Annotated in this window: 21 protein-coding genes and 4 pseudogenes; 14 read left to right on the top strand and 11 right to left on the bottom strand. The window is 57.9% G+C overall.

Annotated elements, in window-relative coordinates:
• Window positions 1–69: 69 nt before the first annotated feature.
• The 8 genes and pseudogenes from DVK07_RS16605 to DVK07_RS16570 all read left to right on the top strand — a co-directional run bounded on the left by DVK07_RS16605 (window position 70) and on the right by DVK07_RS16570 (window position 6,813).
• On the top strand, window positions 70–900 hold the full coding sequence (locus DVK07_RS16605) for a type IV toxin-antitoxin system AbiEi family antitoxin (protein ID WP_121598065.1): 831 nt from the start codon (window positions 70–72) through the stop codon (window positions 898–900).
• Between the two features lie 89 nt (window positions 901–989).
• Window positions 990–1,115 (top strand): annotated as a pseudogene (locus tag DVK07_RS16600) (DNA polymerase subunit beta); the annotation flags it as partial.
• Between the two features lie 122 nt (window positions 1,116–1,237).
• The gene (locus DVK07_RS16595) at window positions 1,238–2,488 is read left to right on the top strand and encodes an RNA-guided endonuclease TnpB family protein (RefSeq protein ID WP_121598064.1); all 1,251 of its coding nucleotides are present in this window, start codon (window positions 1,238–1,240) and stop codon (window positions 2,486–2,488) included.
• A gap of 10 nt (window positions 2,489–2,498) precedes the next feature.
• Window positions 2,499–3,059: pseudogene (locus DVK07_RS16590) on the top strand (nucleotidyltransferase domain-containing protein); the annotation flags it as partial.
• A complete protein-coding gene (locus tag DVK07_RS16585) occupies window positions 3,052–3,549 on the top strand; it encodes a hypothetical protein (protein ID WP_121598062.1) in 498 nt (165 codons plus the stop codon). The pseudogene DVK07_RS16590 and the gene DVK07_RS16585, both read left to right, overlap by 8 nt.
• 149 nt (window positions 3,550–3,698) lie before the next feature.
• Window positions 3,699–4,112: pseudogene (locus DVK07_RS16580) on the top strand (PadR family transcriptional regulator).
• A 123-nt stretch (window positions 4,113–4,235) separates the two neighbouring features.
• The gene (locus DVK07_RS16575) at window positions 4,236–4,559 is read left to right on the top strand and encodes a hypothetical protein (RefSeq protein WP_121598061.1); all 324 of its coding nucleotides are present in this window, start codon (window positions 4,236–4,238) and stop codon (window positions 4,557–4,559) included.
• Between the two features lie 799 nt (window positions 4,560–5,358).
• Window positions 5,359–6,813, top strand: coding sequence for an orc1/cdc6 family replication initiation protein (locus DVK07_RS16570; protein WP_121598060.1), 1,455 nt, complete (start codon window positions 5,359–5,361; stop codon window positions 6,811–6,813).
• A gap of 617 nt (window positions 6,814–7,430) precedes the next feature.
• Here the strand turns inward: DVK07_RS16570 and DVK07_RS16565 are convergent.
• Window positions 7,431–9,581 (bottom strand): type B DNA-directed DNA polymerase, encoded by a 2,151-nt coding sequence (locus DVK07_RS16565; protein WP_121598059.1) that lies wholly within the window; start codon window positions 9,579–9,581, stop codon window positions 7,431–7,433.
• A gap of 380 nt (window positions 9,582–9,961) precedes the next feature.
• On the opposite strand from DVK07_RS16565, the gene DVK07_RS16560 reads away from it, so the two are divergent.
• Both DVK07_RS16560 and DVK07_RS16555 read left to right on the top strand, forming a co-directional pair.
• A complete protein-coding gene (locus DVK07_RS16560) occupies window positions 9,962–10,510 on the top strand; it encodes a winged helix-turn-helix domain-containing protein (RefSeq protein WP_121598099.1) in 549 nt (182 codons plus the stop codon).
• Window positions 10,507–10,989: a hypothetical protein gene (locus DVK07_RS16555; protein WP_233565485.1), complete on the top strand. Its 483-nt coding sequence runs from the start codon at window positions 10,507–10,509 to the stop codon at window positions 10,987–10,989. The genes DVK07_RS16560 and DVK07_RS16555 overlap by 4 nt, the downstream gene beginning before the upstream one ends.
• 78 nt (window positions 10,990–11,067) lie before the next feature.
• Here the strand turns inward: DVK07_RS16555 and DVK07_RS16550 are convergent, their stop codons facing one another.
• The 3 genes from DVK07_RS16550 to DVK07_RS24225 all read right to left on the bottom strand — a co-directional run bounded on the left by DVK07_RS16550 (window position 11,068) and on the right by DVK07_RS24225 (window position 12,204).
• Window positions 11,068–11,691 (bottom strand): ribonuclease H-like domain-containing protein, encoded by a 624-nt coding sequence (locus DVK07_RS16550; RefSeq protein ID WP_394338888.1) that lies wholly within the window; start codon window positions 11,689–11,691, stop codon window positions 11,068–11,070.
• Entirely contained in the window at window positions 11,688–12,005 is a 318-nt protein-coding gene (locus DVK07_RS16545) for a hypothetical protein (RefSeq protein WP_121598058.1), read from the bottom strand. Before DVK07_RS16545 ends, DVK07_RS16550 begins: the two co-directional genes overlap by 4 nt.
• Before the next feature lie 70 nt (window positions 12,006–12,075).
• Window positions 12,076–12,204 carry a hypothetical protein gene (locus DVK07_RS24225; protein WP_255410492.1) on the bottom strand — a complete coding sequence of 43 codons (129 nt, stop codon included), beginning with the start codon at window positions 12,202–12,204 and terminating at the stop codon, window positions 12,076–12,078.
• A gap of 55 nt (window positions 12,205–12,259) precedes the next feature.
• On the opposite strand from DVK07_RS24225, the gene DVK07_RS16540 reads away from it, so the two are divergent.
• Window positions 12,260–13,498 carry an RNA-guided endonuclease TnpB family protein gene (locus DVK07_RS16540; RefSeq protein WP_121598057.1) on the top strand — a complete coding sequence of 413 codons (1,239 nt, stop codon included), beginning with the start codon at window positions 12,260–12,262 and terminating at the stop codon, window positions 13,496–13,498.
• 89 nt (window positions 13,499–13,587) lie between these two features.
• Here the strand turns inward: DVK07_RS16540 and DVK07_RS16535 are convergent, their stop codons facing one another.
• Together DVK07_RS16535 and DVK07_RS16530 are read right to left on the bottom strand one after the other, a co-directional pair.
• A complete protein-coding gene (locus DVK07_RS16535) occupies window positions 13,588–14,532 on the bottom strand; it encodes a hypothetical protein (RefSeq protein ID WP_394338887.1) in 945 nt (314 codons plus the stop codon).
• Window positions 14,533–14,702: 170 nt separating this feature from the next.
• Window positions 14,703–15,869, bottom strand: coding sequence for an FAD-binding oxidoreductase (locus tag DVK07_RS16530; RefSeq protein WP_121598056.1), 1,167 nt, complete (start codon window positions 15,867–15,869; stop codon window positions 14,703–14,705).
• An 88-nt stretch (window positions 15,870–15,957) separates the two neighbouring features.
• Between DVK07_RS16530 and DVK07_RS16525 the strand changes: the two genes are divergently transcribed.
• The gene (locus tag DVK07_RS16525; protein WP_121598055.1) at window positions 15,958–16,941 is read left to right on the top strand and encodes an ornithine cyclodeaminase family protein; all 984 of its coding nucleotides are present in this window, start codon (window positions 15,958–15,960) and stop codon (window positions 16,939–16,941) included.
• 126 nt (window positions 16,942–17,067) lie between these two features.
• On the opposite strand, the gene DVK07_RS16520 is transcribed toward DVK07_RS16525, so the two are convergent.
• Both DVK07_RS16520 and DVK07_RS16515 read right to left on the bottom strand, forming a co-directional pair.
• Window positions 17,068–18,096, bottom strand: a complete 1,029-nt coding sequence (locus DVK07_RS16520) for a Cdc6/Cdc18 family protein (protein ID WP_121598054.1) — start codon at window positions 18,094–18,096, stop codon at window positions 17,068–17,070.
• Window positions 18,097–18,255: 159 nt separating this feature from the next.
• Entirely contained in the window at window positions 18,256–19,413 is a 1,158-nt protein-coding gene (locus tag DVK07_RS16515) for a Fic family protein (RefSeq protein ID WP_121598053.1), read from the bottom strand.
• A gap of 272 nt (window positions 19,414–19,685) precedes the next feature.
• Here DVK07_RS16515 and DVK07_RS16510 point away from each other — a divergent pair, with 272 nt between their 5' ends.
• Window positions 19,686–20,531 (top strand): halocyanin domain-containing protein, encoded by an 846-nt coding sequence (locus DVK07_RS16510; protein ID WP_233565484.1) that lies wholly within the window; start codon window positions 19,686–19,688, stop codon window positions 20,529–20,531.
• 112 nt (window positions 20,532–20,643) lie between these two features.
• Here the strand turns inward: DVK07_RS16510 and DVK07_RS16505 are convergent, their stop codons facing one another.
• Window positions 20,644–21,084: a DUF5518 domain-containing protein gene (locus DVK07_RS16505; RefSeq protein ID WP_233565483.1), complete on the bottom strand. Its 441-nt coding sequence runs from the start codon at window positions 21,082–21,084 to the stop codon at window positions 20,644–20,646.
• 189 nt (window positions 21,085–21,273) lie between these two features.
• On the opposite strand from DVK07_RS16505, the gene DVK07_RS16500 reads away from it, so the two are divergent.
• Complete coding sequence (locus DVK07_RS16500; RefSeq protein ID WP_147441192.1) at window positions 21,274–21,921, top strand: hypothetical protein; 648 nt, start codon at window positions 21,274–21,276, stop codon at window positions 21,919–21,921.
• A 1,054-nt stretch (window positions 21,922–22,975) separates the two neighbouring features.
• On the opposite strand, the pseudogene DVK07_RS16485 reads toward DVK07_RS16500, so the two are convergent.
• Window positions 22,976–23,736: pseudogene (locus tag DVK07_RS16485) on the bottom strand (IS5 family transposase).
• 228 nt (window positions 23,737–23,964) lie between these two features.
• Complete coding sequence (locus DVK07_RS23400; RefSeq protein ID WP_199719563.1) at window positions 23,965–24,738, bottom strand: hypothetical protein; 774 nt, start codon at window positions 24,736–24,738, stop codon at window positions 23,965–23,967.
• Between the last annotated feature and the right edge of the window lie 544 nt (window positions 24,739–25,282).

Here is a 25,282-nt window from a genome sequence, read left to right as displayed (position 1 = left end):
CTCCGCCGTCCGCAGCAGTCGCAAGGCTAAAGCAGGCCCATGTTTATACTCTATGTGAGAAACGCAGGTGTGGGAACCATAGAGCAAACACAAAATATACGCCAGGGTCTCTCGACTCGAGAAAGTCGACTCCTTGCACGACTCGCTGGCGCGGGTCACCAGATCATCTCCGTCGACGACATCGAGACGACGCTGGAGGTCCCCCCAAATACCGCCCGCGAGATCGCCTCCCGACTCACCGAGAAGGGCTGGCTCGACCGGCTCTTCCCGGGTACGTATCTCATCATTCCACTCACAGCCGGCGAGGAAGCCGTGTACACCACCCACGAGTACCTCATCGCCGCCCACGTCGCCGAGCCAATGTACATCGGCTACTACAGCGCCCTCAGCCACCACGGGCTGACCGAACAGGTTCCCCGGACGGTGTACGTCGTCACGCCGACCCGAGCGCAAAGCCGAGAGATCCACGGTGTCCCGTACCGCGTCACGACAGTCACCGAGCAGAAATTCTTCGGCTTTGAGCCGACATCGATCGAGGGCACAACCGTTCAGGTCAGCGACCTGGAGAAGACGCTGGTCGACTGTGCGGACCACCCCGAGTTCTGTGGTGGCCTTCGAAAACTCGCAACCGCGATGCGCACCGCCGACGACCGGGGCTGCGACTGGGACACCGTCAGCGAGTACCTCGAACGCCTCGACAACGGCGCTGCGACCAAGCGGATCGTCTACCTCGCCGACCAGCTCGGCATCGACCTCCCCGGCCGCGGGGAACTCGTCGCGTCGTTCACGAGTGGGTACTCCCTGCTAGACCCCACGCGACCCGACACCGGATCGACCGACGGTACGTATCGCCTCCGAATCAACGTCGAGCCAGCCATGCTGGAGCCGACGGAGCCCTAGCCGGATCGCCCGGGGAGTGGTAGAATGCCTACCTGCGTGGCGCCGCTATTCATTTAAACCTTGTTGCGCAAAATCAGATAGTGTCTGAAATGGCTAAACAGGATATAACGGTCTGTATCGATGCGTATCCCGACCAGGACACCGATATTTTTCGTATCGGTGCCGCAGACGACATCTTCCGGCTACTCGTCGACGCCCACGAGACGGAGTTTACCAAAATTGAGGCGAGAATGCCCCTTTCTCCACGAGCGAGTATCGCGACCGAGTAGGGAGGGGATGAATCGCCGCACACCAATACAAACCATTAAATCGACATATTTCTAATCACGAGACAGCGATGGAGTACAGTCACCGCTACCACGCCTACCCAACACAAGAGGTAGCGGAGCGGCTTGACTACCACATCGATGTTCATCGTCAAGCGTACAACTACACTCTGTACGAGTACGAAAACACAGACGCCGACGACATCAGCTCTGCGTACAAGCACCACTCCCGACTTCCCGACTGGAAAGACGAGTTTCCCGTCTTCTCGGACGTCAATTCGAAGGCTCTCCAACGAACCGTCACGCGGTTCTATCAGAACCTCACCGGACTCTCCGAACAGAAGCAAAATGGGAACACGGTCGGGAAACTCACGTGGAAATCACCCAGAGACTACCAAAGCATGACGTACTCGCAGTCCGGCTTCGAGCTCAAAAATACGAGTGGCCGCACCGCGACACTCTGGCTCTCCAAAATCGGAGATATCGAGATCCGCTACCATCGCGAAATCCCCGACCAGGCAACCATCAAAGAAGTCACGGTGAAACAGGAAACGACCGGCAAGTGGTTCGTCTCCTTCGGCCTCGAAACTGACACGGCAGATCTGCCTGGAAAACCCGACGTGGAGACGCTCGATACGAGCAACAGTATCGGGATTGACCTTGGCATTCTGAACTACATCTACACATCGGACGGCACGACCGTGGACTGGCTTGAGTTGGAAGACGAGTACGCTCGTCTCCGTCGAGAGCAGCGAAAGCTCTCACGGAAGGAATACGGGTCAAACAACTACGAGAATCAGCGCCAAACAGTTGCAAAGGTCAAACGCCACATCCGCCAGAAGGTGCTGGACTACCAGCACAAGCTCACGACGTGGCTCGTCACAGAGTACGATGCGGTGTTCGTAGAAGACCTGAACGTCACTGGGATGCTTCAAGGCGATGGGAACGCGCGGAACAAGCAAGACGCTGCGTGGCGACAGTTTATCACCTTGCTCGAATACAAGGGTGAGCTGTACGGGACACACGTCGTACAAGTCGACGCAGCAGGAACGACAAAAGAGTGTGCGACGTGTGGGGTGGAAACAGCAAAACCCATCTGGGTACGAGACCACTCGTGTCCCAGTTGTGGATTTGAGTGTGACCGTGACGCGAACGCGGCGATGAACATCTTGCAGAGAGGGTTTTCTGAGCTAGGGCTGGGATGGCCCGAAGATACGCCTGTGGAGACTGCGTTCCCTACGGACACCCATTCGGTGTCTGCAAAGCGCGTCGTGGAAACAGGAAGCCCCACCCTCAACGAAGCCACACCTGTGGCTGAGTAGGGTAGGGTAGTTCACGATTCCTGAACTTGTCGACGCCACAGGTGTCACCCACTCAACGGCCTGGCGAGCTGTGAACCTGCTCGACAGTATCGGGGCCATCCGAATTCGAGAGACGCCACAACGAAACCACATCGCGATCGACCCCGACCGCCTCCAGAAGGACGATCCGGTACTTGCCATTCCGCAGTCAGAGTTCCATACACCGATCCGGGCATTCGTTGCTCGCGTACAGGCCACGCTCACTAACGCCGATGATGTCGATGCCCTCCTCGGAATCGTTATTTTCGGGAGTGTCGCCCGGGGCGAGGCTGACCGGCAAAGTGACATCGATTGTTTTGTCGTCGTCGATGGCGACCGGACGACAGCCCGCCGACAGATCACCGACGTCGTCGCAGATCTCCAATCAGAGCGCTTCGACGGTGACCGATTCGTGTTCGAACCGTATGTTGAATCCGCCGAGAGCGCACGTAGAGCCGGGTCAAAACTCCATGATATCTTTGGAGAGGGCATTACAGTGTATGGGAGCGACCACCTTGACTCACTCCGAAAGGAGGTCGTCGCCGATGAGTAGTACGCGAATCGAACACCTCATCGACAACGTCCAAGCCGCGTTCGACCGCCGCCCAACAGATATCGAAGCCGGGCTTGATGTCGAGGATGCCGCTCTCCTCCAGCTACGGAAGGCCTGTCGCTTACTCGCCGGCGCCGAGGCACTACAGGATGCCAGCTACTACACGCTCGTCATCGAAGCGTCGTTCGTCGCTATTGAACGGACCGTGGAATTCCGGCTTCTCGAACGTGGCACGATACAGCCGGATGATCTCCCCGGCACACATCCTGGTGTCTACCGAGAGGCGGCAGCAGTCGGTGTGTTCGACGAATCGATGGCGGCTGATCTCGCAGATCTCTGGCGCGACCACCGGGGAAAAACGTACTATCAGGATGGGCTCGCCTCAGCAGCGCGTACAGACGCGATGTACGACCTCGCCACCGAGATTCATGCGTACGTTACTGGGCGATCCCGACAGGGACACGAGTGTATCTGCGGGGAACCAAGGTAGTGAATGCGTCTCTATCAGTCGTGGGGAGATGGTCGGTTCTATTAACCAACACAGGAGACGATAGGAAGATATTGTTGGTTAAGCAGATTGGATCTTCGTAGTTAACTCTAAGGTAAACTACTTTGTCACTCTCAGTCGAACAGACAGCAATGGGCGCCAGTCTGGGCGATGAGGACGACACGACACAACGCGAACTCGTCCACTTCGTCACCCAACAGACGCGGTTCGCGCTGATCAACAACATCCTCCAGCATCCTGACCAGCTCCCCTCGATGTACGAACTCGAGGAGCTCAACCCCAGCGTGAGTGACGCCACTGTCTACAAGCACATCCAGAAGCTGATCGATGAGGGCATCGTGAAGGAGCTCGCCCTGGACGGCGACCAGCGCTGACAGGGTTACTCCTGGAAGTTCTACGGACTCACCAAAGAGGGTCGGGAGTTCCTGGAAGAACACAACCTGCTCGCCGCTGAAGAGACGCTTCAGCAGATCTACGAGACCATCTCCGACAAGCCCGAGAAGGTGGTCAAGTACGAGAACGCGCCCCGTCCCGACGACATCTAATGTAACGTTCTATTCCCGAATAGTTTGCTATTCATACTCTTCAGCCCGTGACGGGCCGGTATCTTATTAACCAACAAATCTATGCCAATACGCGCTTTGTTGGTTAATACGAGGCGACCGCTGATGTCCTACGAGCCACCGACGCCGCCGGCGGAACTCCCGACAGACCTCGTCAATACGCTCAACGAGTCCTCTTCTGAGCAGCTCCAGCACGTTGCCCGATACGCTGAAGATCTAGCTGAGCACAAAGCTCGCGAGGCACGTCTCGAAGAGGATTCAGATGAAAGCGAAATCGAAGAACGTCCCGACGATCTGCCGGACGACGTCCCGGCGAAGGCCACGATCACGATCAAGGAGATTAACGACAACCGCTACTACTACTGGCAGTGGAGAGAGGGGGACAAGGTCACGTCCAAATATAAAGGGCTAGTCAATCCGGACGAATGAGGGGTCAATACATCCGATTATCGATTTCTCACACCCCGTGTGCTATTTGATTTTGGGTACTTGGAAAAGTGGTGACTACACACCCCTCGTCCAGAGTGAAAACAGTAGGAACGAGAAAGAATTTGAGATTAGATTGAGCCGTTAATAGTCGATAGAGCCGTTTTTACACACCAACAGTCGAACAGGTTTCACAGTTGAAGCATGGTTTTTCTATTTGAGACAGACCACACCCCTGATCACGAGTGTATCCACTGATAGGTTCTCATCACACACCCCGTGTACAAAGTGTAAATGTGCCGTATTCCGACGATAGAGAGTTATTAGGCTGGTTTTGTATATTGAATATGGCCTACAATCCGTGGGGTGATACAGACGTACTGGACTCCGTGTAAGAGATGAATTGAGTAACAAGTCGAGCGGGAACACCCCGTGTACAAAATGAAATTCGAACGGTGAACATCAAGAGGGACGGAGACTGAACCGATTTCCACTTCGATGACGGGGGGATGGTCGACCCTGCGTTTACACTTCGATGACGGGGGGTGTCAGACGTGCGGCTTGTACTTCGATAACGGGATGTGGAACAACTAGTTCCGATTACAGATACGCAAATTCACAAGAGGGCCGCCGATTTTGCGTTACACATCGATGACGGGGGGTCTCCCACCGGATATACTTCGGTGTCGGTTGTAACTAACAAGCCGCGAAAACGCCGAAATCAGGCGAAATATCCGATACAGAGGACGGATAAACATCGACGTAGGTTAATCTTTTTAATGCTCCGGCGTACAGCAGGCATATGGCCGGTAGTGATCAAGAAGGGGCGGACCAATCCACCCTTGATGAAGAAACTAGTTCTACATCGGATGGACAGCAGTTAGAATCCGCCCGTGAGGATGCTGCCGAAAACGCAAGCCAAAATCAAGGGTCGACCGAAGAGACCGCTCAGCGGTCGATCCGTGATATGCTCGATGATGAAGGGGAGGCATCGGTGTTCGTCAACCGGGACCTCGTCGAGCCTGACACGATCATCGACGAGGAGCGAATTGTCGGCCGTGACGATCAGCTCGAATCCGTCGTCTCGTTTCTGAAGCCGACTCTCCAAGGAAATCGGCCGCCGAATATGCTACTGTACGGTCCCGCAGGGACAGGTAAGTCACTCATCATCGGGGCTGTCACGCAACAAATCATCGAGCTCTGTCAATCCAAAGGCGAACGTTTCGGCGTTGTCGATATCAATTGCCAACCAATCAATACGCTCGATCAGGCCGTCTACGAACTCGTCCAAACTGTCGCCCAGGACGTTGGTACTGAAGTCGGTGTTCCAGAGACCGGCGTCTCGACGAAGCGCAAGTACCGACGTCTGTACGAACTGATCAACGAGCACTACGATTCGGTCATCTTCATTCTCGACGAGATCGATCTCTTGGTCGGCCGGCGCGAAAACGACGAACCCGCATACTCGAAGCTTCTCTATCAGCTATCGCGGGCAAGTAACACGAACGAAATCGAAGGCCGCGTGTCCGTCGCAGCGCTGACGAACGATCCAAAGTTTATGGAAGACATCGACGGGCGTGCCGAGAGTTCATTCAATCCACGTGACGTCTATTTTCCAGATTACGACGCAAACCAGCTGCGCGAAATTCTCGAAAATCGACGCGATGCGTTCCGTCAAAATGCTCTCAAGGACGATGTGATTCCGCTCGTAGCGGCATTTGCTGCACAAAGTCACGGTGACGCACGGAAGGCGATCGACCTGTTCCGCGGTGCCGGTGACCTTGCAGACGAACGGCGAGATGAAGTGGTTACGGAGGACCACGTCCGAGAATCTCAGGAAGAGATTGACAAAGACCGGTCGCTGAAGCTCGTTGAAGGGCTTACGACACAAAAGAAGATTTCACTGTACGCAACCGCAGCCGTTGCGTATCACTCGAGTCGGACGGGAAGCTCCGTCCCAAGCCCGGTTGGATTCAAAGTCTACCAGTGGGTCACGAACGAACTCGATGCGGACCAGATGACTCGTGAGACGTACGTCAAATATGTCAAAGAACTTTCGACGTACGGGTTGATTTCAACATCTCGGAAAAGCCGCGGACGAGGCGGCGGAATGTATATGGAATTCACATTCACGGGTGATCCTGAAGCGATGATGACTCGGATCGTCGATGATACACGCCTAGAAGGAATAGCCCAGCAGGAAGAACTCCTCAGTTCAGTCGTGAATGCTCAGCTGAAAGAGTTTCATAAGGAGTGAGGTCCGGTGGAGCATTCGATGGAGAACACACCCCCCGTGTTCGATGTGTAAAGTCGAAATGGGAGCGGGACAGAATTCGAGAGAGTCCTGAACTGGGATCGGTGAGTCAGAGAACACGAACCAGCCGCTTCCAAACCGGATCCTCCTAACGGACTGAAAATGAGATCAAGCCACGAAGTCTCGTGACCCCCACCCCCCATCATCGATGTGTAAACAGTAGGGGGTGGAAGGGGGAACTCACTTGAAGCAAATCACGAAAGTCGGGTTTGACACCACGAGACGGTTGAAAACAAGGAAGATCGTGTATGAAGACGAGAGGCGTGGTGGAGTCATTCGTGTTCGGTTAGTCGAAGTTTCACTTCTCCTAACCTTCACATCCAATCCCAGTACGGTTTAGGTTATAACGCACTATGTATAAAACTTCGTCAGACAATATACATTGCTTACGAGAATATAGATTCGACCGCTGAGACGTCCTCCTTCGTGTTTGTGGTTTCATCGCCGTTTTTCGGCGTTCTCCGCTCGTCACCCCCCTCCCTCCTCTCATGGTTTTACACATCGATGACGGGGGGAGGGAGTGTGACCGTGGTTCTCTCCTGAAATCATTCGCTACTCGATCACCAGAACTCCGTTAGCTCTGGCTCACGCGTCCCTGCGAGTTCTTGTTGAATCTCCGCCCGATCCCAGCCAAGCGGTGCCAGCACACTCTCGACAGCTCTGACGAGTTGCGTCTCGTAGTACAACGCATCGTACGACTCTACCTCTTCGTGGGCCAACGCGACTCGCTCTCGCGAACTCTTCTCGTCGTCGACAACTACGTACTCGATATCTTGTCCCGGGTGGATTGCGAGGTTCTGCTCTCGAGCCCGCTTCAGCGCCGCCACGTTCTGAGTGGTCTGCGTGTAGCCTTCCAGCGGCTTGGAGACCCGATTCCGTTCGACGAGCTGCTCGACCGGCACCGTTCCAGCGTGGAGCCGCTTGATCGCATCCTGAAGACAGTCGAGGACGGCATCCGGAGACCGAGTCGCGTCGAGCCGATCAAGACAATCCCGCTGGACGGCCCCGATGAACGGCGGGGTTGAGCGCTGCCGGGCTTCAATGCCTCTGATCTTGAAGTCGTCGTCGCCGGCGACCTTCCCGAAGTACTTCGTTAACGCGCCGGCGTCGCTCTCGCGCTGCGGCACGAACGCCACCCAGTCGTAGTGGGCTTCGTGTTCGAGCCGGATCTCGACCTCTTCCGTGATTGCCGTCGCGAGCGTCTCGAGGTCCTCGCGGTCCTCGTCGTCGACGTCAGGGTCCGGGGTCACCCAGATGGAGTCGACGATGCCGTGGACGACCCGCCAGCCGCCGGCTTCCAGCCGCTGTTTCGCCGTCAGCAGAATTTCGCGAGCGAACGCGTTGATTGCCTCGTGGCACTCGATACGGCCGAACTTCGCGTTGCTGAACCCCTGATAGCCGAAGCAGGCGACGAGGATCCACTTCAGTGCGCCCGACCGCCCCTCGAGTTCCGCCAGCCGGTCCTCGTCGGGGTCGTCCCGTTCCTTCTCGCGACGGATGGCCGCCTTGATCTCGTCGCGCGCGTCGATGATCGGCTGTAGCACGTCGACGAGGTAGCCCTGGTCGTCACAGATCGAGTATCCGAGGTCGGGGACGTCGTCGCGGTCGCTGTGGCAGCTACACCGGATGACGTCCGGCGAGACGTTTCGGGTACAGATGATGTTCGGATACAACGAGGAGAAATCGAGTTCGTGGACGTTCTCGTGGATGCCGACCTCGGGCGCGAAGATGAAGCCGCCACGGTCGGCGTCGTGGAGCGTCCCCATCGGCTTGTAGAACTCGTGGCGCCAGGAGTTCCACGGGACGAGGACACCGCGGTCGTGGGCCTCGCAGATCTGGATCGCCGTCAGCACGTTCCCGATCGACGCCCACGCAAGCTCCTGGACGGGCTTGTTCGAGCGCGACACGAGGTCGAGGACGCCCTCAAGGTTCGTCTCCCCGTAGAAGAACGTGTTCGACTCGTCGATGATCGCCCGCCCGGGGACGTTGTACCGCGCCGGCGAGTGACCGACGCGGCCGTAGCTCGAGTACGTCGACCGGCTCGCGAGCTGCTGGTAGTCGGTGTCTGGCCACCGACTCAACGAGAAGTCATCGACGCCGGCGTCCGTCGCCATCTCGTACAGGGTCGGGATGATCTCGCTCGTTGAGCAGACGAGGATGTCTGGGTCGTGTGTCTCGATCGCCGCTTGAACGGTGGTGAGGATGTCTCCCGATGATCCAGTAACAGTCTCCCCGGCAACTGTGAGCTCGCTGTACGTGTCTTGGCCTGTCTCGGTCACTGGAATACCGAGCCGGAGCGTCGACAGTTCCGCCGCCGGCGTTGGATCACGATTCGTCTCCAGACAGTAGCGAAACTCCCGTGAGAAATCGACGTTGAAGCAGGCGAGATCTCCAACGGGGTACGCTGACAGTTGGTGTGCCTGTCGCGCAAGCGGTGTGACGCGCTCGACATGGTTGACGTCGACAGCCAGAGCGCGCTCGTCGTCACGACGGAATCCAGGCCGCCGGGATACGATCTCGGTCGCGACGACGTCAGGATGCCGTTCGTATAGTGAATGAAGTTGTGTAAGATCGATGTCGGTGTCAGGGTCACGTGCTGCGACGAAGAAACGGGGCGTGTAGTCGTCGCGTTCGGTCGCGGTCGCGCCGTCGTTGGTCGCCTCCCACTCGAGGACGCGACCATCGTCAAGGAAATCGGTTGTGAACGGCATTTTCGTAAGTCACCCACCTTCCCGTCTCTATACCGGAGTCTCGCATAATCGCCGGCGTGTCTGTTCCGGATTTCATGGAATGTAGATCGCCTTGACAGAAACAGCGTACTCTCGCGGGTTCGCTCTGTTAACCCCACTTCCAGAATCGTTTCTGGGTTTGTTAACTGAACATCCGGTAGCGTGTTAACCAACAGAACAACCGTCCTACAGATCGCTGTTGGTTAAAACTGCTGTGGACAGTCCTCCATATCCAAGATTTGGTGATCAATATAATACCCCACAGATTATTATACCGCTCTCCCGTTGGTTGGCACATAATGTCCGAAGAGCCGTCCCTACCCCACCGAGTGAGCTCGGATGGTGGTACTGAACACCGTGACGTGAACGACGTCGTCGAAGAGGAATGGATCGAGGAGACGACGCCATTTGAACGAGTGTACGAAGTCATCTCTCGTGTGTACGATCCGCTGTCTGCAGCACAGGTTGCCGAGCGTGCCCGCGTCTCATCGACCACGGCGCGAAAGCACCTGCGAACGCTCGAGAGCGCTGGTGAGGTAACGACGTCTCAGGATGGTCAGACGACGCACTACCGACGGTCGGAAACGGCTATCGTCACTGAACACGCCCAGTCGCTCCTCGCGGAACGGACGCCCGAAGAGATCGCGTCCGGCATCGCTGATATGAAGGCGCAAATACAGGCGTGGCGCGAGGAATATGGTGTTGATTCACCCGAGGAATTCGCCCGAGAACTGAATATCGGCGACGCCGACAGCGACCACGGTGCGCTCCTCACAGAATGGCAAACGACGCGACGTAACCTCGCGCTCGCACAGGCAACACTCGCGATCGGTGAAGTGAGTCAAACTGGTCACCTCACTGGCACGGACACAGACGACGATGGTAATGGCGATACATCCATCGTCGTATGACCGACGACGGAGACCCCACTCACCATATTCAGCCAGACGAGCAGTCTGAGGTGTTTGGCCCCATCGACGCCGGGGCATTACGGGAGATACGAGACCTGTTCGTGGACCTTGAGCCGCTGGTCCGGACCGCGTCATTGGACGACCCGCTGAATCCACAAACACTCTCGGTTGAACTCTCCGACGGGGTCGGAGCGGCGTCAACTGCGCGGATAGACGTCCGATGGAGCCTCACCGGGAACTACGCCGCACACTACACAGATGCCCGAGACCGGAATTTTCGGTTCGACTGTCACCCGAAACCTGACGCGCCGCGCAGACACTTCCATCCACCCCCTGATGCGCCGAGCCGTCCCGTTGACCCATCCTGTATTGCTGTGTCTGAGACCAGCCTTGTGACGCGCGCGATTCTCCAACGGTGGCGATACGCCTACACGAATGGAACATTCGAAGGGGTCAACGACGCAGAAAACCCACCGTGATATCTTTCTCACCGTTCACGACAAGGAGGACGCCACGTTGATCGAGTCACTGGCTACCCATCACCGGATCGAGCGATTTCATCGAAAGTCTGATTTTGAGCAGTACCGTTCCGCAACGGCCATCAGCGCTCGTGTACGTCGAATATCGGCGATGTTGTGGAGTACGACCGCTTCGAAATCGCTTGTCTGCCACGCGTTGACCGCTTCGCTACTTTCTTCAAATGGATCGTCTGTACCGTGGCCGGAAGCCACGAGCTCGTCATACACTCCAGTGAGGTTGTTCTCACTCGTATTGAACCGTGAGGAGAAGATCTCCATCACGTCGATGTACGGCAGCTCGGCGAACGGCCACTCGCGTCCGTGATGACTCAACCGCGCTCGAAGAAACGGCAGATCGAATCCGCCTTTCCAAGTTTCCCCGTTATAGGCTACGAGTTTGACGTCTCGCTGTGCGATCGTGGCGTCGACGAACGTCTGGACGGCGTCCAACAGCGTGTCCTCATCGTCGTGAACAGAGAGCGTCACTGGCGTAGTGAGATAGTCGTTCACGTGCTGTTCGATATCTGAGGCACACGCACTCCCGGCTGTATTGAGGAACACTCTCGAGCCGATCTCAGCATCGAAGCCGACGACGGTCAGCTGGTCAGTCGTCGAAAACCCTGTCGTCTCGATGTCGAACGCAATCGTGGCGAGTGCACTCATTCAGGTGCCTCGCTGGCTTCTTTATCGGGGAACTGCTCATCGGTGCTCTGTTCGTTGAGCCGGCGTTCGAGCGCTTCGAGGCGTTCCTCGTGGTCTTCCAATTTAGCCTCCTGTTCGAGATCGATGCTGAACAGCGCCGGTAGCAGCGGGTTCTGGTGGTTCAACAGCCCGCTCGCGTCGGCGTGCTCGCGGGCGTACTCGAACAGCTGGTCGAAGCGCGGCTGGTCGCGACGCCGCAGTGCCCGCCGGAACTCCGCCCAGCGCTCTTCGATGCCCCGGAGCGCATCCCGGTAGGTTGGGTTTGTGCGTCCCATCTTTAGACAGTAAGGGAATCCCAGCCTTCAGGACAGGCGGGAGTCGTGTCACTCTCAGACGCAGCTGCCGTTAGTCGACATTGCCCGATTCCCCTCGTTTTGTGTCGATACACTCTCTGACGAGGCTCGATAGGTTGATGTGATTCTCGTCTATCCACTCGGCCTGCTCTTCCGTGATGGTGATGTTCTTCCGTATCATCACCACGTTCTGTGTGTTCGATGCGCATAAGTGTGTATAGTGTGTACTTATTCGTGTGTCTGAGCCGGTGATGAAAACGCTTCAGGCTACGCTCGTGCCACCCACAGCAGGCAAAGAGCAACGCCTGTCGCGTCTGCTGGACACATATCGTGAGGCACTGCACGACGCCTTCGACGCCAGGGCTGAAACAATGTCTGCGGTCAACGATATTGTGACACCCTACGACCTCCCGTATCAAGCCAAAGACGCGCTCAAGTCCTACGTCCCCAAACTTCGGGACACATACAACGCTTCGGAGTTGGACGACGAGCATCCGCTTCGACTTGTTAACCGTGCCGCGAAATTCGACTACTCCGACGAGCGTGAGCATGGCTACGTGTGGCAGGTTCCCCAACCCGGTCGCGGGACGAATTTCTGGATTCCACTGCGTATCAATCCCGAGCAGGAGTCGCTGTGGAACGATCTGTTGACCGGCGATGGGGCAGAACCCGGTGAAATCCAACTCCAGCGACACCGAACGTCGTGGGAGTTGCACGTCACCGTCGAGTACGAGGTCGAACAGACCAATTCGGACTATACAGAACCGACGTACATCGGCTTCGACGTTGGTGAGAGCGCGTTGATTACGGGCTGTGCCCTGAAACGCGACGTGCCACGGGAGCCGATTATCGTCAGTGGCAATCGAGCGCGACGTCTGCGGAAAGAGATGCACACGACGCTCCAGCGGCTCCAAAAGCGTGAGGCCGCTGAGTGGCGGATCGACGAGCGCTTCGACTACTACCAGAACGCGCTCACTGATATTGTCGAGAAGGTGTCTCGGCAGGCTATCGAGTATGCCCGTGGGTTCGAGAACCCCGTAGTCGTCATGGAGAACCTGACCTACATCCGCGAATCGCTGGACTATGGCAAGTGGATGAACCGACGACTCCACGCCTGGGCGTTCGCTCGAGTACAGGGTCGTATCGAGGATAAAGCCCGAGACGCCGGTATCCCGGTCGAGTACATCAACGCCGCCTACACGTCGCAAACGTGCCACGCCTGCCGCCACATCGGAACCCGGGACGGCGACGACTTTCGGTGCCAGAACAACGATTGCCACATAACAGTGTTCCACGCCGATCTGAACGCGGCGGCGAATATCGCTGGCCGCGTTGACCCGTGGGGAGAGAGCCTGTCTTGGGAACCGACAGGCAATGACTCGCCTCGGGATGGGAGCGCCCGTGACAGCGCCACAGTCCACCGTGAGACGAGCGAGGAATCCTCGCAGATGAGACTCACGGCGTTTACGGACTGAAACCTCTCCGGGCTTGCCACGTTGGCGGCAGGGCCGGAATCCAACCGTGTTGGAAGCCCCGCCGTTTTCGGCGGATGAGGATGTCACCGCTATCGGCCTCCTGTCCCGGTCGCAGTCCACGCATCGAGCAAGGGATCCGCGGTGGTCGCCACCGTTTCACCATCAGCTGTGACGCCCGTCCCGACACCCTCCGGGGTCGACGTCGACGGCGCCGGCGTCGTCGGCTCCACGCCGACCTGCGTGGCGCGTGCCGCGAGCAGCTGCCGCCAGTACGCGAACGTGGTCTGGTAGTACGCGCCGTCGTCGACGGGATAGACGAGCGTCTCGAAGTCTTCGCCGATGACCCGTGGCCCCATCCGCGTCTGCTCACACTCCAGGTGGTGGTCGGCGACCGTCGCGACTGACTCGGTGAATTCGTTTCGTTCGTTCCGCGTAACGAGCACCGGGATGTCGTACCCCTCGGCGTAGGTCGCTAACCGGGCAAGGGCACGGGCTTGGAGGGTTTTCGCGTGGGTCTCGCCAAGGGTATCGTCGTCGCGGTACTGGGTGTCGACGGCCGGCGCGACGATGAGGGCGGGTGTGTGGGGCGACGTGTCCTCGTCACGACTCGGTTCCCCTCGACCGGCTGCCCTGGCGTCGGTGGTGGACATCTGGATCGACTTGTTCACTGCCGTCGGGAGATCACAGACGGCGCCGTAGTGCTGGTAGGCGGTAAATCCGCGGGCGACGTGGATTCGGTTGAGCAACCGTTGGCTGGGCGCGATCTGAGCGAGTGTGGTCGTTGTCGCGTGGCCGTTTGCGTCGACCCAGAAGGCGGGCCCGTCGTGTAGGAGGAGATGGTCGAGCACGAGCGACTGTAGGATCGGGACGCCGCGGCCTCCCTCGACATCGAGCAGCGTGATGCCGTCGTTGAGTGACGGCAACAGCATCTCGTCCGTAGCCGGATCGGCTTGGTCAGCAAGGGATCGATTGCGGTCTGCGCCCCGTGTCGGCTGGTCCACCGCCAATCGGTTCGATGTTGCGTGGTCTCCCATACCCGATACCCGTTCACCGTCTCAATAAGCGCCGGCGCGGCGCTTCCGGGTTTCCAGAAATGAATCGACCGAGCGCTCATTCGAACTCAGTCACCGGATATTCGGACTGCGCGGCCGTTTCCGAGGCCGTTTCCGAAGTCGACTTACCCCCGTGATCGTCCCTTGGTCGGTCAGGCGACGCTTCGCTCGGTGAGGGTTTCGCCGCGCTCGAACCGATCGGCCGAAAGCGACGAGGCGTCAAGGAGATCCGTTTCCCCATCGACGACGAGGTCGGCGGCGATCCGTCCGGAGGCGGGCGCGTGCTGGAACCCGTGTCCGGAGAACCCGGCGACGGTCACGAAACCGGGGACCGTCTCCTCGACGACCGGGTGGTGGTCGGGCGTGACCGCGTACAGCCCGGCCCAGCCGCGTTTGATCCGGCTATCGAGCCCGAAGTACTCGGTGTACGCGGCGGCGTGCTCGACCGCGCGTGCCGCCCACTCGACGTCCATCCCCTCGTCGTAGGCGTCGGGGTCTCGATCGGGGTCGTCCTCGTCGAAGTGGCCGCCAACGAGCGCCACTCCGTCCCGCTCGGGCCGGAAGTACGACCCCGTCTCGAGGTCGATCGTCAGCGGCACCGACTCGGGCACCGGCGGTGATGGGTCGACTACGGCGATCTGTCGCCGCCGGGGCGCGATCGGGAGGTCCACGCCGGTCATCTCGCCGATTGCGGCGGCCCACGCGCCTGCCGCGTTCACGACGCAGTCGACCTCGTGGCGCTCGGCTTCGTCCGCGCCGACCGCCCGAATGTCCGCGCCGACGACGCGACCGCCCTCGCGGTGGAGGGCCGTGACGGCTGTCCTCGTCCGGATGTCGACGCCGCGCTCGCGGGCGGCCTCGGCGTATCCCTGTACGGCGAGGTTCGGGTCGGCGATCCCGTCGTCGGGGTTGTACGTCGCCGCGACGAAGGGGTCGGGATCGAGTCCTGGACAATGCTCGGTCGCCTCCGCGGGCGTGAGCAGTTCGCTCTCCGCGCCGAGCTCGCGCTGCATGTCGACGTTCTCGCGGAACCGCTCTGCGGTCTCGTCGGTCCGCGCGAGAAACAGGTAGCCGTTCTTCCGGAGCCCGATGTCCACACCGAAGCGCTGCTTAAACGAGTTCCAGACCGCCTTGCTGGCGAGCGACAGTTCGACGTTCACACGCGTGGAGAACTGCGACCGGATCCCGCCGGCCGAGCGAGCGGTGCTCGCGTTCCCCAGCGATCCCTTCTCGACGAGCGTCACGTCCACGCCGCGGTCAGCGAGCGAGTGTGCGGCGGCGAGGCCGATGATCCCCCCGCCGACGACGAGTGCGTCCATAGCCATCGATCGACCCCTCGAGAAATAAGCGTATGACACCGGCCGGGTCGACGAGCAGTCTAAGTCACCGGGGAGCGACGCCTCGGACATGGTGCTCGTACTCTCCGCGACGGAGGTCGAACGGAACCTCGATCTGGCGGCGCTCGTCGACGTGGTGGACGACGCGTTGGTGAAACAGGCCGCCGGCGAGGTCGAGCGGCCCCCGCGACCGCACTTTCCGGTCGGTGCGGGTCTCGACGGCGACGATTCCGCCGGAACCGGGATCGCGATGCCGGCGTACGTCCACGGCGCGGACCACTACGCGACGAAGCTCGTTGGCGTCCACGAGGGGAACCCGGAGCGGGGGCTTCCGACGGTCAACGCCCAGATCGCGCTCACGGACGCCCGGACAGGCCTCCCGAAGGCGTTCATGGCGGGGACGACGATCACCAACGCCCGGACGGGCTGTATCGGGGCGGTCTCGGTTCGGAAACTGGCCCCAGACCCGGACGGCGAGGACCTCACGCTCGGCGTTCTTGGCGCGGGCACGCAGGCACGCTGGCAGACCCGGGCCATCGCGACCGTCGCGGCGCTCTCGGACGTTCGGATCCACTCGCCGAGCGACTCGCGGACCGCGTGCGCCGCGGACCTGAGCGCGGAGGGGATCCCGGCGCGCGCGGTCGACACTTCCCGGGCGGCCGTCGAGGGGGCCGACGTCGTCGTGACCGCGACGACCGCAACCGAGCCCGTCTTTCCGTCCGACGCGCTCGAAGCGGGGAGTCTCGTCGTCGCCGTCGGCGCGTTCACGGCGGAGATGCAGGAGATCGACCCTCGCGTCCTCGAGCGCGCGGAACGGACGTTCGCCGACGTACCAGCGGAGGTCGCCGAGACCGGCGACCTCCTTGCGAGCGACCTCGACGCGGACGACTTGGTCGAACTCGGCGTTCCCCTCGCAGACGGGTACGTCCGCGAGTCACCCGACGGGGTCGTGGTGGTCGTCAGCGTCGGGTCCGCGACGCTGGACGCTGCGGCCGGCGAGACCGTTTACCGAGAGGCCGTGGCGGCGGGGGACGGGACGGACATCTCGCTGTGAATTCCCCTGACGGCCGCCGCACGCAACTAGGAGGCTGGCACCGCCGAACGAGTCGACGAGTCGGTCCCAGTCTCGCCTCGGGACCGCGACGCGGTCGATGCGGAGGTCCGCGGCTCGCCCGTCGACTTACGAGACCGGCGACGCAGCTGCCGAATCGACGAGTGAGTACTCTCGGTCCCGACTCGTTCCTTTCGCCTCGAGGAGGTTGTACTGGGCCATCTTCGAGAGGTACGTGCGGATAGTCCGCTTCGTCCGTGGGTCATCGACGTCCTCGGTATAGCGCTCGTGGATCTCGCTCGGCCCGATCGGGCCGTGGTCGCGAACAATATCGTAGACGACTCGCTGATGCGGCGTGAGTGAGTCCAGGCTCTTCTGCTTAATTTGAGCCCGAGCATCTTCAGCAGCGTCTAGGAGCATGTCGTTGGTGATCTCCTCGCAATTTTCGCGGTCAGCTGTGCTGGCTGCGCTCCGGAGCATCCCGATAGCCAGCCGAGCATCACCAGCAGCGGCATCACCGATCTGATAGAGCTGATCGTCGGTGATGACATCCTCTTCGAGGCCCCACTTTGCCCGCGCACTCAGGATATCGTACAGCTGCTCGTCGTGGTACTTGTCCATCCGGACGTGTTCGCTGGAGCGTAGGCGACTCACAAGCCGGTCGTCGACGCGGCTGAACAGTTCTTCTTCTTTGTTCGCGATACAGATCACCGCGAACTGCTCCATACTGTGGAGGTCGTAGATGAGACTCGGATCTTCGAGTTGATCGACCTCGTCGAGAATGACGACAGTTCGCGGGCCGTCGTACTGTTGGAGCCGGTCAATGAGCTCGTCGTGGGGTGTCGACTGGCGATGGATGTCTATCGTCGCGCCGATGTCGTCGAGGATCTGGTACAGCGTTCGGAAGCGGCTGTAGTTTCGCCAGCAGTTGACGTAGGTGGCCTCGACGTCGAGCACTTCCTCGCGGAGCCGTTCGGTAACAAACTTCGAGACACAGGTTTTACCGACACCGCTCGGACCGGTGACGATAGCCGTGTTAGCTGGCTCTCCGTTCGTGATCGGTTCAAGAACGCTCGAGAGGTGGTTGACTTCGGCGTCGCGATGCTCGACTTCTCGAGGGACGAACCCGGCGCGGAGGACGCGAGCATCACGGATCATTTGTTTCTGCCAGAGTAATTTCCGGTCAGGTTATAAAAACTTCACCGGGTCAGTTCCAGAAAGCTCCTCATCGCTGTTGAAATGCTCCTCCTATACTGTCGCTGTCTCCCGATTTTGATTGTGGAAACACTCCGTTTCCGGAAACGTCCAGAAACCTAATCAACGGTGTGGAGCTCGCTCTAGGATATCGAAGATATCGATTGCTTTGTACTCTCGATTGCGCTGTTGTCCAGTCACTTCAACAACCAGGCCGTCTGTTTGGACCTCTTCGATCGCGTTGTAGGCAGTCTGTCGACTCACATTGAACCGTTCTGTGACGTCGTTCGCAGTGAAGTACGGAAGCTCGAATAGATTTCGCGCGAGCTTGTGGCTCGTCTTTTGGCTCGGATACTGCTCTTCGTATTTTCGGCGCAGTTCGATCAGTTCGAACGTTCGCTCGTAGGAATCTCGAGCTTGTTCTTCAATGCCCTTAATAAAGAACGCAATCCAGTCACGCCAGTTGCCCCCTTCGCTGACCGCCCGCATCTTTTCAACGTACTCCTGTTTGTTCCGGTTGAAGTACGCACTCGGATAGAGATACGGATCGGATAGATAGCCGGCTTCACAGAGTTGTAACACGATCAAGATGCGTCCAAGCCGCCCGTTGCCATCCGAGCAGGGATGGATTGTTTCGAACTGGTAATGAGTGATCGCTAGGTCGACTAACGGGTGATACTCACCTCCCATTTGGATGTACGCCTCAAGAGACTCCATCAATTCCGGGACGCTGGTTGCTGGTGGCGGAACGAACGGAGACTGACTCCGACGTGGTGACGGAATATGAACGTCACTATCTCGCCACTCTCCGACAATTTCGCCTTCATTCCGAACCCCTTCGAGCAGTGTTTCATGTAGTGACTTCAGCAATGCTAACGAGATTGGCTCACCGCTTTTAATCGCGTCAAATCCGTTTCTGAGAGCGCGTTCGGCGTTGAGGACCTCTTGTAAGTCACGGCTCACACTCTCAGTGTTGCCAGACTTACTCCGTGTGTGGTACGCGTATACCTCGTCCATCTCGATGTCTGCCCCTTCTATTTCGGCGGTCTCGACGGCTTCGAGTCTGAGAAGCGATGTGTACAACACCGGCGAGAAATCGACTGTTGGACTTATTCCATCGATACGTCCGAGTTGAAACGTTGCGTCCGATATCCTCGATGTGAGCTCGTCATCGATCTCGATTGGGGATGAGACGGGCAACTTTTCTGGAATGTAGTATGGATGGGGATGTGACTGCCGGTAGTGTCCCGGCGCCTTCGAAGGCAGATCTTGCGTTCTCATTTTGAATTAGATCATGTGTGACGCATCTTAATCATATTGGTTATAAACTAGTTTGAATAGTGTGGCCGGATTCGACACTGAGTATTGCTACTGCCGTCGATCTTGGACTCGAGAAGTTGTGAACTATCTCAGGGTCAAGTTCCGAAGAACTCGCCTTGTTCATCTGTCGGACACCCCTCATGACCGCTGTAAAAGACGCTAAACGGTCTAATTCTAATAAACTGAAACTACCCACAAGTTTGTATATATTATCGCACCGACGACAAGACGGAATGCCCTCCAACAATCGCCGCACATTCCTTGCCGTAAGTACAGCTGTTGGACTCGGTTCGCTGACCGGAGTGAGCGCACTACGAACGCACGATACGAGTACAACTGCCACAGCAGACGATAGCGACGGAGAGAACTCCCTTGACACTTGGCTCGCGACCGCGAATGATCCACAGACGCACCGGATCCGCGATCTCCGGTATGACGACCCGCCGACAGTGTACCTCGGTATGTCGAATACAAACTCGTTCTCCCCGCCCGCGATCAAGGTGACACCGGAGACTACGGTAACGTGGGAGTGGATCTCGGACGACGTTGAGTACAACGTTGTAGCGACCGATGGGGCTTTCGACAGTGGGCAGCCGCTTTCGGAGGCTGGGGAAACATTTGAGCACACCTTCGACGCGGAAGGGACGCACAAATACGTCAGCGAACCGTATGCCGACGCGGGGATGCGAGGTGTCGTCGTGGTCGACACCGCCCCGTCGAGCGAGTATCCGACTGTCGACGAGTGGCTCGCTGGAACAAACGGATACGATGGAACCATTACGGACCAAACAGACACTGACCTCGTCGAGATAACCACCGGAGCGAAGGGTAATGGCGGTCACTTGGCGTTCGACCCCCACGCGGTGAAAGTCTCAGCCGGTACGACAGTCCGGTGGTCGTGGACTGGGAAGGGTGGCGCACATAATATCGAATTCAGAGATGATGACTTCGGTAGTGAGTCGATTCACGTTGAGTCTGGCGTCCACTTCGAAGAGACGTTCTCCGAAACCGGCGTCTTCAGATACGGCTGTAAACCCCACCATGCTCTCGGACACCGTGGCGCCGTCATTGTCGAATAGTGGATATTTCACATTGATTCCGAGAGAAGAAGGCCACGAATTTAGTCGTGAATAACTAACGACGTTTGACCTCCTCCCGCGCCTGAAGACGCGGGGATCCCACCACGGGATATCATGTTGCGTTCACGCCGATCGGCACCCGTGAGAGAACGGTGTTTGCTATCCACCCTCCGACATGACCGCATACCAGACCGAATACCGAGGAAGCGCACAGAACCAGCACAATAGCGAAGATCCAAAATACAACCCTGGAAAGCGGCCATGCCGCAGCCGTACCGCTGGTCGCAGTACTGACTACAGTCACAATGAACGAACAGATCCCGAGGATGCCACCGAGGAAACCAGCGCGAAGTCCGGCAGCATCTGGGTCTGTAACACGGACCGCAGCGATGACTCCGGCGATGAACGCTCCGATGATCACAACACCACCACCGATAGTCGCCTCCGAGTTCGGTAGCAGATCGATCATGGCAGCAACCGGCAACGAAGCGAGCGCGCCAATGAGCGCGAATCGCCACGTCGATGGCACAGTCTGGAGGAGCGACGGGGACATACGGATTGAGAATTGACCGAGAAGCATCATATAACCTTCGTACGAGGACTGTGGGTACTCCTAGAAGCTGGTACGAACTGCGTACAAAAGATAGAGGATGTAATCAGCAACGACACATCCGCATTGGTGTTTCCGACCATGGCACCGTGGCCTGACTGTTTTAAGAGTTGGGCGCTGTCTTGACACATGATGTCTCCGACCGACTCCCTCCTAGGAACCAGCCTCGTCCGTCGTGCCGCCTACGCGGTGGGGCTGATCGCACTGTTCGGTATCGCGTTCGGTTTCACTTGGTCACAAGCCATCATCGTCGTAGCTATCGTACTCGTGGGTGAATCCGCCGAACTCGCGAACCCGTTGCCCGGACTGGATGAACGCCATTTCCGACTCGCGCTCGGCCTCGTTGTCGTAGCTGCTGGTGGGGTCGCCTATTGGGCGCAGGGAGACACGACTGTCGCCGCGGTCGGAGTCGGGGTCGGTGGCTGGCTTCTGTTGGACGCACTCTATAGCCTTCAGGAAGGCATCCGGTCGGACGAGGACGAGATGGCTGACGCCGACTCCAGTGAAGTGTTTCTGTCGATGCAGGTCGGCCACCTCGTGGCAGAGGAGCTGAAGGACGGGCCGAAGACGGTCTCGGAACTCGCTGATGCCTGTGACATGACCGAATCACGTGTCCGCGAGGCACTGGACTACCACGAGCAGGCGGACACCGCCTACAGCGACGGCGGTCAGTGGTACCTTGACGAGTCGAAGATCGGGACGTGGGCGTTCGTCAAGGACAACACCTGGCGCGCTCTGGTCCGGTTTCTTCGTCCGTTCCGGCTATTCGTACCGTCGTAACTACTTCTCACCAGTTCCCCCTACCAATTCAGTCAAAGATTTCCGCGCAGCTAACTCATCCATGTCCGCTTCCTCCCGATCGACATCCAAGTGTTCGATCGTCGATTCCAGATCATCCGGCTCTGTTGAATCCTCAGCAAGTGACATATTATAACCTGGTCGCGGTCAATACAGTAGCCTCACTCCACAAGGCTAATACCGAATACACGTATGCTCCACATATGGCTGGCGAGCAGACGGTGCTCCTTGCACATCTCCGTTCAATCCGCACAGCACTCGTCGCTGTAGCGGTATCGGTTCTTGCAACAGGGCTAATCATTCGAGAAGACCCATTGGCATTCCCTCTCTTCATTGCCAGTCTACTTGTCTGTGCTTACGCCTTCGTGCCGCCACTCGTTCGCGGGAGATAGATACGCAGCTCTCATCGACCGGCTGTTTCAGGCGAAAATATATCTGAAGAATAGGCCTTGTTGAAACCCTCGATCGATGATGGGTTTCAGCAGTCCTGCTGAATACAACGCGCAAGTCGGTCACTCGACCCCGCTGGTCTCGGTGTTAGATTCATAGCGTTCTCGATCTCAACAAAAGCAACTGTATATACTTCTTTAGTTCAAAATGAGGCCGAGTGTCTTACTAAATATCACATAGATGACTAGAGTTACCACAACCCGACTTAGAATACCGAGTCCAAAGAAATCGCCCACAAGAAAACCAAGGACGACGGTGAAAACCACCGCAAGATAGGTGGCCCACCCCGGAAGTGTCTCGGCTATAGCGTCGCGCATATTCAACTGTCTACTGTATGTCTGTGATACGACCTATATCCTCCGGAACAGACAGCGGTGCGAGATTGAAGCAGCAAATGCGCACTACCTGAGGGATTTTTTGTTACTGGTCGAGTGAAACAAACATCAATGGCTTGCTGAACTCACTCTCTATATTCAGCAGTCCGTTCCTCTCGGAATCACGGACAGTTGCACTCTTCGTGTGAAATAGCGAGGCTTCGCTCCACGTTGTGAACGATGCACTTGATAACGAGTTCGCGGAACTGCTTCTACCAGAGACGTGACCGGACGAATGCACCGAATTTCTGTTTGATCGCCGCGTTGACTGTCTCGTTCATGTTCCGCCTGTGGTAGAGATCACTGTCCAACCGTACATTCCACGCTTTGTGGAGAGGTGTGAACTCACGATGCTTGATGAGTGGTCGAATATCGTGGGCACGGGCAAGCCGCCGGAGTTTCTGATCGTCGTATCCCTTGTCAGCGGTCAACACCGCGATGGACTGTACGTTCCGTTTCACTACCAGTGGCGCAATCTGTGTATCGTGCTTCCGCGTAGTCGTGACGTGAATATCGAGAACGGCGTTGGTCGCCGTACGACCAACAGTGTTGTCTTCAACTGCTGGATAGTGAGGTTCGTTCGCTTCGTGTAGTGAGTTGAGGCGTGCGCACGCTCAAAACCGGATGCATCGATACCGGTCACACCATTCAGGGGTAAGTCCGCGAGCGAGACGTTCAGTAACACTCGCCAGACGGCCATCTCCAAGCGGTCGAATGCCTTGCAGAGTGTCGAGGGGGCAGGAATCGAATCAAGGTTGAGGGCGTCACGGATGCGGGACATCTCGATGAGTTCGTCAACGAGGTCGCGGTACATGGTCGTCTTCTTTACTTTGAGGCAGAGCAAGACAACGTGCTGGCGGAGCGTGAACCGCTTCCGCGAATAGCGAGTCGAGAACCGAGAAACAGCACGGCGAGCCAGCACGACAGCACGTTCGACGAATCGAAGGAGTCGTGACTTCGGGAGAGCATCCATCTTCCTCCAACTACTCTCCAGTCATGTTTGTCAGCAAGGGTTTCAACAGGGCCACTTGTATCAAAATTTTGTTTTGGAAAGCAATTTTGAGATGGATCCCCCCGATATAAATGGTGATCCAGCAGGAATCTCGAACCCAATACACTCTCAACTGCTATCCCCAGATTCCTGTTTCGTCCGGCAATGTTTCTTGGGGTACTGGGCTCGTCGCCCTGTATTTGTCGTCCGCTAGAGCTTGGGAGTCTCTGATGCGTCAACCGGGTTCTGTGTCGACCCGTTCGGGGCATCCTGTTCATCTCGCAGTTGGAGGTACGCCGATGCGATGATCCCGTAGTACGGCACGAAGAACGCCGTTGTGAGAACGATCGTCGCAATATCGGCTGCGACCGGTAGGCCGGCAAGAGTCAACAACGGCGTAATAGCCCCGATTACACCGCCAAAGACCGCAGTCACAACAACGAGGATACCGAGCTTGAGCCGAGATCCACGGGCCAGCCCCCAGCTCCGCTTGAGACTACTGATGATTCCTTGATTTTCGACAGCGACGGCGAAAATGAAAAACAGGAAGGAGGCCGCGAGGAACAGCCCCGGGAAAATTAAGAGGACGGTACCAAGCATGATCAAGACTGAGACGATTAGTCCGCCGACAAGTGCGAAGACCGTAGTCCGTCCAAGCCGCCGTCCCGACGTCGCAGGGAATCGTGACATCTCGCTTTGCGGTCGAGCAAACGTTCGCGAGAGAATGACGAAGTACGTCGAACTCAACACCACGAGCACGACGAACAGAGCGACACCGACGCTTCCGGGAATCGGAAGCGCGATCCCAGCGTTCTGACCGAACTGTTCGGCAGCCTCTGGCGGGAGAAGCCCCAACACGGCGCTGTTGGCGCTCGTTTGAAGCCCGAACTGTATCGCGAGAAATCCGAGTAATAGGATTCCACCAGTTCGGGAGACTGTTCGGCGAATGCCGTCGCTAACCGCATGGCTGAGTTGGAGGGCCATACAGATTCGATGTGGTTAGTCTGTACAAATAAAATAACCGAAGACGCTGAGAGACGTAAAATGCGTTTGTAGTTATTCGCTCTGTTGAATCCGCAGAAGGCATCGGGATCGGTTATAGAATCAGCTGGAAGAACAACTGTCAGAAGTGACCTCTCGATTGGTGCTTTCGTGGAGTCGTTCTCCACCGCAGATACTGGTGGATAAAGCCGATTGATTCGGGAGCAACTTGATACTGTGTACCTACAATCCCCGCGTCATCATCGGATTCAACAGAGCAGATCAAAGCTAACTCGGGGTTGTGGCTGGTACGTTGAACGGTGATCACGAACCCGCCTCTGACAGCTAGAACGCCAGCCCGGGCGCACGGGTAATCCTCAACGAAGCGAACGGCGAAGCCGTGAGCGAGTAGGGCGGTAGTTTACCTAAAATTCAGGCGCTAATGCCCCGTCCTCAAAGAGCAACGCAGGGAGCGAAGCGACCGAGTAGCGCAGTAGGGCGGGGATACAGCGCCGTCATCGTCTCACAGACACTCTGTAACGACCGG

This window comes from Halorubrum sp. Atlit-26R (assembly GCF_003666015.1).
Taxonomy (GTDB): Archaea; Halobacteriota; Halobacteria; order Halobacteriales; family Haloferacaceae; genus Halorubrum.
The sequence above is the reverse complement of the archived record's forward strand: the minus strand, read 5'-3'. Positions and strand labels throughout refer to the sequence as shown.

Bases quoted from the DNA above. Each gene is read 5' to 3' on its own strand.
- DVK07_RS16530 (WP_121598056.1), bottom strand. From the start codon at position 15,869: ATGGACGCACTCGTCGTCGGCGGGGGGATCATCGGCCTCGCCGCCGCA.
- DVK07_RS23400 (WP_199719563.1), bottom strand. From the start codon at position 24,738: ATGGCCCTCCAACTCAGCCATGCGGTTAGCGACGGCATTCGCCGAACA.
- DVK07_RS16505 (WP_233565483.1), bottom strand. From the start codon at position 21,084: ATGTCCCCGTCGCTCCTCCAGACTGTGCCATCGACGTGGCGATTCGCG.
- DVK07_RS16515 (WP_121598053.1), bottom strand. From the start codon at position 19,413: ATGAGAACGCAAGATCTGCCTTCGAAGGCGCCGGGACACTACCGGCAG.
- DVK07_RS16535 (WP_394338887.1), bottom strand. From the start codon at position 14,532: ATGGGAGACCACGCAACATCGAACCGATTGGCGGTGGACCAGCCGACA.
- DVK07_RS16575 (WP_121598061.1), top strand. From the start codon at position 4,236: ATGTCCTACGAGCCACCGACGCCGCCGGCGGAACTCCCGACAGACCTC.
- DVK07_RS16555 (WP_233565485.1), top strand. From the start codon at position 10,507: ATGACCGACGACGGAGACCCCACTCACCATATTCAGCCAGACGAGCAG.
- DVK07_RS16500 (WP_147441192.1), top strand. From the start codon at position 21,274: ATGTCTCCGACCGACTCCCTCCTAGGAACCAGCCTCGTCCGTCGTGCC.
- DVK07_RS16550 (WP_394338888.1), bottom strand. From the start codon at position 11,691: ATGAGTGCACTCGCCACGATTGCGTTCGACATCGAGACGACAGGGTTT.
- DVK07_RS24225 (WP_255410492.1), bottom strand. From the start codon at position 12,204: ATGATACGGAAGAACATCACCATCACGGAAGAGCAGGCCGAGTGGATA.
- DVK07_RS16510 (WP_233565484.1), top strand. From the start codon at position 19,686: ATGCCCTCCAACAATCGCCGCACATTCCTTGCCGTAAGTACAGCTGTT.
- DVK07_RS16570 (WP_121598060.1), top strand. From the start codon at position 5,359: ATGGCCGGTAGTGATCAAGAAGGGGCGGACCAATCCACCCTTGATGAA.
- DVK07_RS16585 (WP_121598062.1), top strand. From the start codon at position 3,052: ATGAGTAGTACGCGAATCGAACACCTCATCGACAACGTCCAAGCCGCG.
- DVK07_RS16545 (WP_121598058.1), bottom strand. From the start codon at position 12,005: ATGGGACGCACAAACCCAACCTACCGGGATGCGCTCCGGGGCATCGAA.
- DVK07_RS16595 (WP_121598064.1), top strand. From the start codon at position 1,238: ATGGAGTACAGTCACCGCTACCACGCCTACCCAACACAAGAGGTAGCG.
- DVK07_RS16525 (WP_121598055.1), top strand. From the start codon at position 15,958: ATGGTGCTCGTACTCTCCGCGACGGAGGTCGAACGGAACCTCGATCTG.
- DVK07_RS16565 (WP_121598059.1), bottom strand. From the start codon at position 9,581: ATGCCGTTCACAACCGATTTCCTTGACGATGGTCGCGTCCTCGAGTGG.
- DVK07_RS16520 (WP_121598054.1), bottom strand. From the start codon at position 18,096: ATGATCCGTGATGCTCGCGTCCTCCGCGCCGGGTTCGTCCCTCGAGAA.